The sequence below is a fragment of the Vibrio sp. V31_P5A7T61 genome (assembly GCF_009904895.1).
Lineage (GTDB): Bacteria > Pseudomonadota > Gammaproteobacteria > Enterobacterales > Vibrionaceae > Vibrio > Vibrio metschnikovii.
This window is the reverse complement of record NZ_WXWI01000027.1, coordinates 1-4,341: the sequence shown is the minus strand read 5'-3', so window position 1 is coordinate 4,341 and position 4,341 is coordinate 1. Positions and strand designations below refer to the sequence as shown.

Here is a 4,341-nt window from a genome sequence, read left to right as displayed (position 1 = left end):
TTGTTAAGCTGTTGGGTAACGAGCTTTTTGATCAACGCATGCATATTGGAGGTTTGCTATCAACATGTTTGATGCGCGTTTGTAACTGATCATTGCTAGTAAAGCAAATGCTGTAAACAAAACTACATACGAAAACTCTTCAAATCTGCTATTGATGAATTCCTCTTCTAGCTTTTGGCCTGACAAACTTAAAAGACGTAGCTGCAAGTTAAGCATTAATAGGTATCCTCCCCAAAAAGCTCCTATTATCCATTTATAGAACTTCACTCGATCATCAATACGTTGTTCAACTTTCTCAAGATTACTTTCTAATAGCTCTATATCTGACCTACTTTGAACTTGATTTTCATCAAGTATACCAACAATTTTTTTAATACTAGCCTCTGTCGCCCCATAGAACGCGTAACTACTGGGCGTAGAAAAAGTTGTTAATAACAAAATCCCCCATATACAGATATTGAATAATATAAGAAATATGTCTTGCGACATTTCTATACTTGATGAGAGCATGGCCAATATCACAAACAATCCAAAACTAGTGAAAGACCATACAGCCATAGGCTTGGTGAAGTCACCAAAGCCAACCTTTAAGAAAACCAAAGGATATATAAAAAGCCGTTGAACTGGTTTCAACAAACTTCGATTAATTGAGAATCCTAGTAACATTGATTCTGAAGATTCTAAAATTTCCTTTGTTTTTATAAACATATCATCAAATCCTATTACAGCTTAACGCCCAATTAAGTAGCCCGAAACGCAACTACCAACTTTCAGCACAACACCATAATCACCAAACTCAACGCAAAACAAAAATGCCACGCGTTGAGGGTCTGCTTGAATTGTTTGTTATGTGTGTTGTAACGATTGTTCTCGGGCTAATTCACTTTTCTGCTTCTCTTTAACTTCATCCCACGAAATACCACTTTCAATTGCCGTTATCCTCTCATCATACTTTCGGCAAGCTCTTTCGATAATTGAGTCAAGGTTGATACCTTTTTCTTTCTGAAGTGATAGCACAGCATTCAAGTAGTCCCAAAGAACATCACCTAATTCATCTTCGAGATAACACAAACGATCTTTTGGGATCTCTTCAATAACCTCATCAACTTCTTTTTTTATTTCAACCAAATAAGTCGAAGAACCTTGATACCATGAGTTATTTTCATCGAAATTTGACTTTCTTTTTGCAATTTCTATCAATTTATCAATATGTTGCATTCCATCTCCTGCGAAAACACATAACGCCCGGTTAAGGGGCAACCAACGCCACTACCAAGCTTCCGCATAACACTGTAACCACAAAAACCAACGCATAATAAAAATGCCACGCGTTGGTTGTCCCTCTTGAACCGTTTGTTATAACCGTTTTTCCATTCGCACCAGATCCCATAGCTTACCATTAAAAGCTCTTGTACCAATTTCTGTCGAAACCACTTCAAAACCTAATGACTCATAACATTTTCTAGCAACCGTGTTCTGTTCAAAAACGCCTAAGCTAAGCTTGGTTGCAGAAAAATCTAATCGGGCTTTATCGATTAATAACATCAACATCGATTTTGATAGTCCTTGCCCACGATAAGCATTTGAAATAAACACACGGCAAATCCGATATTGCTCATCGGTGACTTTGTACAACTCAACAAACCCAGCATGTCTACCGTTCACTTTTAGCAGATAGGGAAATACTTCTGCTTTGCTACAGTGGGAGTGAATCTGTTCATAAGTCAACGGAAAAACATACGCTGGACCACCCCACAAATAGTTCAACTCATCTGAGTCAATCCATTTTATAAGCAGGTCAAAATCCGATTCTTGAAACTCTTCTAAGTTCATGATTTCCCATTAGGTTATAACGCCCGCTTAAGGGGCTGACAACGCTACTACCAACTTTCCGCATAACACCGTAACCACCAAAATCAACGCATAATAAAAATGCCACGCGTTGGAAGTCCCTCTTGAAGCGTTTGTTATGCTTTATTACTCATTGATTACATTAAACTTTTACAAAATTCATTTGTTCGAAGCAGTTTAACTCAAAATGGCAAACCAGCCTACTTTCAGCAATCATTGTTGTCGATAAGATCCCAAACAAGTTGAAGCAAATTAGCCTGCGGAATCAATGAACCAGCAACACCAAAGAAAGAGACCATTCAGCGACAAATGAACCTTTTGTGTGCACAATTTATCAGAGCAGAGCCGGAAAAAACGCAAAATCATCGATAAACTTGCGCTAACCAAACACTTTCAGCAAGCAAGATGTTCATGAGATCCCAAACATGCTGAAGCGAAATAGCCGGTGGAATCAATGAACAAGCAACACCAAAGAAAGAGGCCTTTCAGCGACAATCGAACCTTTTGCGTGCACAATTTATCAGAGCAGAGCTGGCCGACAAAACACAAGCATCGTTCAACTTTCAATAGCCACCAAAAAGAACAATAAACTCATAATATCAATAAATTAGAATAGGAAAACCTCTAAATCAGACTAAGTTTTCCCATTAAAATTTATATATTGATTTTGCTGAGGCTCAATAAAGCATAACGCCCGCTTAAGGGGCTGACAACGCTACTACCAAGTTTCCGCATAACACTAAAACCACCGAAATCAACGCACAATAAAAATGCCACGCGTTGGAAGTCCCTCTTGAAGCGTTTGTTAGCTTGCGTGCCAAAGTGACACAACAATTGCTTTTTGTATATTTAAACACCATAATAAGGGTGTGACATTTTGACACAAAGGAGAACACACTATGGCTACCACTTTACCTCGTATCACTGCGAGAGTTGATGTCGATACACAAAACTTATTAACCAAAGCGGCTGCTCTCGCTGGCATGTCTAGTATTAACTCATTTGTACTCAATGCTGCAATCGAAAAAGCAAAACAAGTGATTGAACGTGAGCAAACACTAAAATTAAGCCAAGCAGACGCCATTTTACTTATGGAAGCTCTCGATAAACCAACAACATTAAATCAAAAGCTTAAAACTGCCGCCGAACGTTATGAGGCCAAAAACCAATGATGAAAACGGTATTACTCGATAAAGATAAACACGACAGAAACCGATTCAACTGCGGAATTGATGCGCTTAATAACTATTTGAAAGTCATGGCAAGTCAGCAAGCTAAAAAAGATAATACCCGAACATTTGTTTTAGAGGATGAAAATAACACCTCACTTATCATCGGTTTTTACACTTTAACAATGACACCCATTGACCTAAAAGCTTTACCCGATAAGTTACAGAAAAAGCATCAATCATCAACGTCTGGTGGACTCATTGCTCGCTTAGCTATCGACGAGCGCTATAAAGGTAAAGGATTTGGCGAGTGGTTACTTATCGATGCTCTACGAAAACTACTAGCCGCTAGTGATAGCGTGGCATTCCCCGTCGTTATTGTTGACGCAAAAGATGGCGCTAAACATTTCTATGAGCGCTATGGTTTTAAAGCGTTTCAAGATGCAGAAAATAAGCTATTTATCACCATTTCAGATATTAGGGCAAGTTTAGGCTAGTATTGCTAGCCTTAAGCAAGCTAACGCCGCGTTAAGGGGTGAGCAACGCAACGACCAACTAACCGCATTGCACTAAAAACCAATAAAATCAATGCATAACGAAAATGCCGCGCGTTGCGAATCCCTCTTGAACGCCTTGTTAGGGCTCTCGTACCACACCATCTACTAACACTATTTCCGAAATATGGTCAATGCACTCGTCTAGCAACCCTGTATATATGCCAATAACACGCTCAAAATATTTAACCCATTGATCTAAAAAAACTTTAAATGCTTCATCACTTGCATCTGCTAGTGAATCTTCAAACTGCGCAGCAAGAGATAGCCCCGATAGTTGACTTAAGCCACCTCCCTGAAACCTCTCTTGATGCACATGAGAATTACGTATATTCATCAGTGGTTCAATATCGTTCGACAATGCATCAAAAACCGGTTCAAGTCGTAACTTTACAGATTCATTAGGAAGTGCCCTGCCATAGACTTTTTGGATTCTATTTGTATAACCTTTGAGCAACTCTTTGAGTACATAACAATCGCTATAAAATGCATGAACTACATACTCTAAGTACTTTTCTCGGGGCACACTTTCAGATACGGGAAAGTCTGACTTCAACAACGTTAATGAAAATTTCATAGCTTCAAATGAATCAAATACCCCTTTAAAGCCGTCTAGGAGCATTGGAAAGTATTCCGTTTTATAATCTTCAGGCGTTTCACCTGCAAGCATAGCCTCACCAATTGGTTTTACTTTTTCTACAAACCAATTAGCTATAGCTTTTTCATATTCTTCTAATGTCATTTTTCCTCCGGAGCCCTAACGCCCG

Annotated in this window: 6 protein-coding genes; 2 read left to right on the top strand and 4 right to left on the bottom strand. The window is 38.9% G+C overall.

Annotated elements, in window-relative coordinates; genetic code table 11:
* Positions 1 to 3: 3 nt before the first annotated feature.
* The 3 genes from CAG58_RS06225 to CAG58_RS06210 all read right to left on the bottom strand — a co-directional run bounded on the left by CAG58_RS06225 (position 4) and on the right by CAG58_RS06210 (position 1,833).
* Positions 4 to 708 (bottom strand): hypothetical protein, encoded by a 705-nt coding sequence (locus CAG58_RS06225; protein ID WP_161439708.1) that lies wholly within the window; start codon positions 706 to 708, stop codon positions 4 to 6.
* 138 nt (positions 709 to 846) lie between these two features.
* The gene (locus CAG58_RS06220; RefSeq protein ID WP_161439707.1) at positions 847 to 1,218 is read right to left on the bottom strand and encodes a MazG nucleotide pyrophosphohydrolase domain-containing protein; all 372 of its coding nucleotides are present in this window, start codon (positions 1,216 to 1,218) and stop codon (positions 847 to 849) included.
* Between the two features lie 138 nt (positions 1,219 to 1,356).
* Positions 1,357 to 1,833 carry a GNAT family N-acetyltransferase gene (locus tag CAG58_RS06210; protein WP_161439706.1) on the bottom strand — a complete coding sequence of 159 codons (477 nt, stop codon included), beginning with the start codon at positions 1,831 to 1,833 and terminating at the stop codon, positions 1,357 to 1,359.
* Positions 1,834 to 2,750: 917 nt separating this feature from the next.
* On the opposite strand from CAG58_RS06210, the gene CAG58_RS06195 reads away from it, so the two are divergent.
* Together CAG58_RS06195 and CAG58_RS06190 are read left to right on the top strand one after the other, a co-directional pair.
* Positions 2,751 to 3,023: a type II toxin-antitoxin system TacA family antitoxin gene (locus CAG58_RS06195; protein WP_161439704.1), complete on the top strand. Its 273-nt coding sequence runs from the start codon at positions 2,751 to 2,753 to the stop codon at positions 3,021 to 3,023.
* The gene (locus tag CAG58_RS06190) at positions 3,020 to 3,517 is read left to right on the top strand and encodes a GNAT family N-acetyltransferase (RefSeq protein WP_010319335.1); all 498 of its coding nucleotides are present in this window, start codon (positions 3,020 to 3,022) and stop codon (positions 3,515 to 3,517) included. The genes CAG58_RS06195 and CAG58_RS06190 overlap by 4 nt, the downstream gene beginning before the upstream one ends.
* A 139-nt stretch (positions 3,518 to 3,656) precedes the next feature.
* Here CAG58_RS06190 and CAG58_RS06185 read toward each other — a convergent pair whose 3' ends face one another.
* The gene (locus CAG58_RS06185) at positions 3,657 to 4,316 is read right to left on the bottom strand and encodes a hypothetical protein (protein ID WP_161439703.1); all 660 of its coding nucleotides are present in this window, start codon (positions 4,314 to 4,316) and stop codon (positions 3,657 to 3,659) included.
* Positions 4,317 to 4,341: the final 25 nt, after the last annotated feature.

Excerpts from the sequence above, each read along its gene's own strand:
- CAG58_RS06225 (WP_161439708.1), bottom strand. The coding sequence starts at position 708 with ATGTTTATAAAAACAAAGGAAATTTTAGAATCTTCAGAATCAATGTTA.
- CAG58_RS06220 (WP_161439707.1), bottom strand. The coding sequence starts at position 1,218 with ATGCAACATATTGATAAATTGATAGAAATTGCAAAAAGAAAGTCAAAT.
- CAG58_RS06210 (WP_161439706.1), bottom strand. The coding sequence starts at position 1,833 with ATGAACTTAGAAGAGTTTCAAGAATCGGATTTTGACCTGCTTATAAAA.
- CAG58_RS06195 (WP_161439704.1), top strand. The coding sequence starts at position 2,751 with ATGGCTACCACTTTACCTCGTATCACTGCGAGAGTTGATGTCGATACA.
- CAG58_RS06190 (WP_010319335.1), top strand. The coding sequence starts at position 3,020 with ATGATGAAAACGGTATTACTCGATAAAGATAAACACGACAGAAACCGA.
- CAG58_RS06185 (WP_161439703.1), bottom strand. The coding sequence starts at position 4,316 with ATGACATTAGAAGAATATGAAAAAGCTATAGCTAATTGGTTTGTAGAA.